This window comes from Ventosimonas gracilis (genome assembly GCF_001580025.1).
In the GTDB taxonomy this organism is placed as follows: domain Bacteria; phylum Pseudomonadota; class Gammaproteobacteria; order Pseudomonadales; family Pseudomonadaceae; genus Ventosimonas; species Ventosimonas gracilis.
The window spans coordinates 1-859 of record NZ_LSZO01000092.1 but is presented as its reverse complement, the minus strand read 5'-3'; the positions used below and the strand labels follow the sequence as shown (position 1 = coordinate 859).

Below are 859 nucleotides of genomic sequence, written 5' to 3'. Positions count from 1 at the left end.
TTTGCATGAGCAAATTTCTCTCCTCGCGCCTTGCTGCGCGCAAAATCTGGCTCCGTCGCGGCCACGTTTGAAGCGGGAGCAGACCCTAAGATTTAGCAGCAGGTAGCGAAGGTTTTTCCGTAGGCAACAATCCACACGACGGCACGCCCAAGCCCGCAAAATCAGCAAATATAAAGAAAAATAAAAACAAGAATGTAAAATATTTGTGAATTCTTACGATTTGTATTGACTTTCTTTTGACAATCCTTACCATTTGCGACCTCTTGTAAGAAACAGAACGATTGTCAAGTATTTCCAGGGGAAAGCATGATTTTTTTATCAGGAGCACCTATGCGCGATGCGCTGAAAGGGACTGTTTTGCTGGGCGTATTAGGGCTGGCGGCAGCGCCTTTAGCCGCTTGGGCGCAGACCGATGACAGCCGAACAGCACTTGCCAGTGAAGCCAGCGAGCGGCTGGTCAAGCCTGCTGTGGCCGAACAAGCACCCAGCCGCTGGCAACTGCGCCGTGGCCTGCCGGTGCATAGCCAGCTTTTAACTTGGGCGCAGCAAAGCGGCTGGACATTGACCTGGAAGCCGCGCGTGTCTTGGCTGGTCGCGGCGGATGTGGAATTTTCCGGCCATTTTGAGCAGGTGCTTGGCGAGGTGATCGAAGGGCTTTTCTTTGAAGGCAAGCCCATTCGCCTGGTGCTATGGGAAGGCAATCGTCTGGCGGAGGTCGTGCCCAGTGATGTCCTTTAAGCATTGCCCCAATCCAGGGTCTGTTCCCGTCTCAAACGTGGCCGCGACGGAGCCAGATTTTGCGCGCAGCAAGGCGCGAGGAGAGAAATTTGCTCATGCAAATGAACGACGAGCAACACAG

The 859-nt window shown here is 53.4% G+C and carries 1 protein-coding gene; it reads left to right on the top strand.

The window, feature by feature from the left end; all coding sequences use genetic code 11:
- Positions 1 to 330 precede the first annotated feature (330 nt).
- Complete coding sequence (locus AXE65_RS04485; protein WP_068388697.1) at positions 331 to 738, top strand: TcpQ domain-containing protein; 408 nt, start codon at positions 331 to 333, stop codon at positions 736 to 738.
- The last annotated feature ends 121 nt before the right edge of the window (positions 739 to 859 follow it).

Bases quoted from the DNA above. Each gene is read 5' to 3' on its own strand.
- AXE65_RS04485 (WP_068388697.1), top strand. From the start codon at position 331: ATGCGCGATGCGCTGAAAGGGACTGTTTTGCTGGGCGTATTAGGGCTG.